We start from the raw sequence: 973 nt of genomic DNA, 5'->3' as shown, positions 1-973 counted from the left end.
ATATACCCCCCTAAATCGCCTTTTTTGACATCATCAAAATCTCTTAAGGCTCTAATTCGAGTTAAGAAATGACCATCAATATATTCACAATCATCAATAAATTCGTATTTTTTTGCAGGCTCTTGTTGATTAACAGACGCGGTTTCATTCGCAATATTAGAGATAACGGGGGTGTTTTTTGAGATATTTGTCATAATTAAACCTTATCATAAAATTGTTTTTCAATTGACAGCTTATAAAAGCATCGGGTGTTGAAAAACACGGTGATAAGTCCGTTGCTTACACTTTTCCCATAAGGGTATTGTATGGTGTAAGCACACCCGACAAAATCACTATATATGCCAACGATAGCATAAAAGATAGTCAGTTTTTTAAAGACTTTGGAAAGGCTGTTTCGTAGTCTATCCGCTTATCAAAAAGTGTTTTTCAATCACTTGAGTATTTATATAACAAAATACGTATTTATTGTCAAATAATATTTTATCTTTTTTGATATTTTTTTGTATTTTTTAAATACGTTGTGTATTGATAATATCTTATGCTTATTAATTGCTTCTTTTATATTTATGTGCTTTTAAAGATATATTATAGGCTTTATGAAACGATTGCGTTATGTTTTGAATCTATACATTTATAATATTTAGAAACGCTCTCATAATGTGTATTTTTAGCTTTATAACCTATCATTTTTTTACTAAATGAATTTTAAATTTTTTGTGAATTTTGTTTATAAGGGGCTCTAATTTAAACAACCTTAATAGCACCGCGCTCTTATAACAAATGCTTTCATTTGCATTTTTGCTTTCTCTATAGCTGTTATGTTCTTTATAGCCATGGCATCATTTTTCAGTTTCATAAGAGAAACGATAAATAGGATAATTGTGATTTATTGCCTGTTATGAAAACATCTCAATAGAAACTGATCATTATAGAGATGAGCAAAATCCCTTTTAATAAACTTTTGTCAGTCTTG

1 pseudogene is annotated in these 973 nt (G+C 29.0%); it reads right to left on the bottom strand.

The features are described 5' to 3' along the window. Positions 1–194 (bottom strand): annotated as a pseudogene (locus ACFIK3_RS09620) (hypothetical protein); the annotation flags it as partial. Between the last annotated feature and the right edge of the window lie 779 nt (positions 195–973).

Origin of the sequence: Bartonella sp. CB10SXKL, from assembly GCF_042195515.1 — a bacterium.
Classification (GTDB): Bacteria; Pseudomonadota; Alphaproteobacteria; order Rhizobiales; family Rhizobiaceae; genus Bartonella.
Note: the sequence above shows the minus strand (reverse complement) of the source record. Positions and strands in the feature narration are given on the sequence as shown.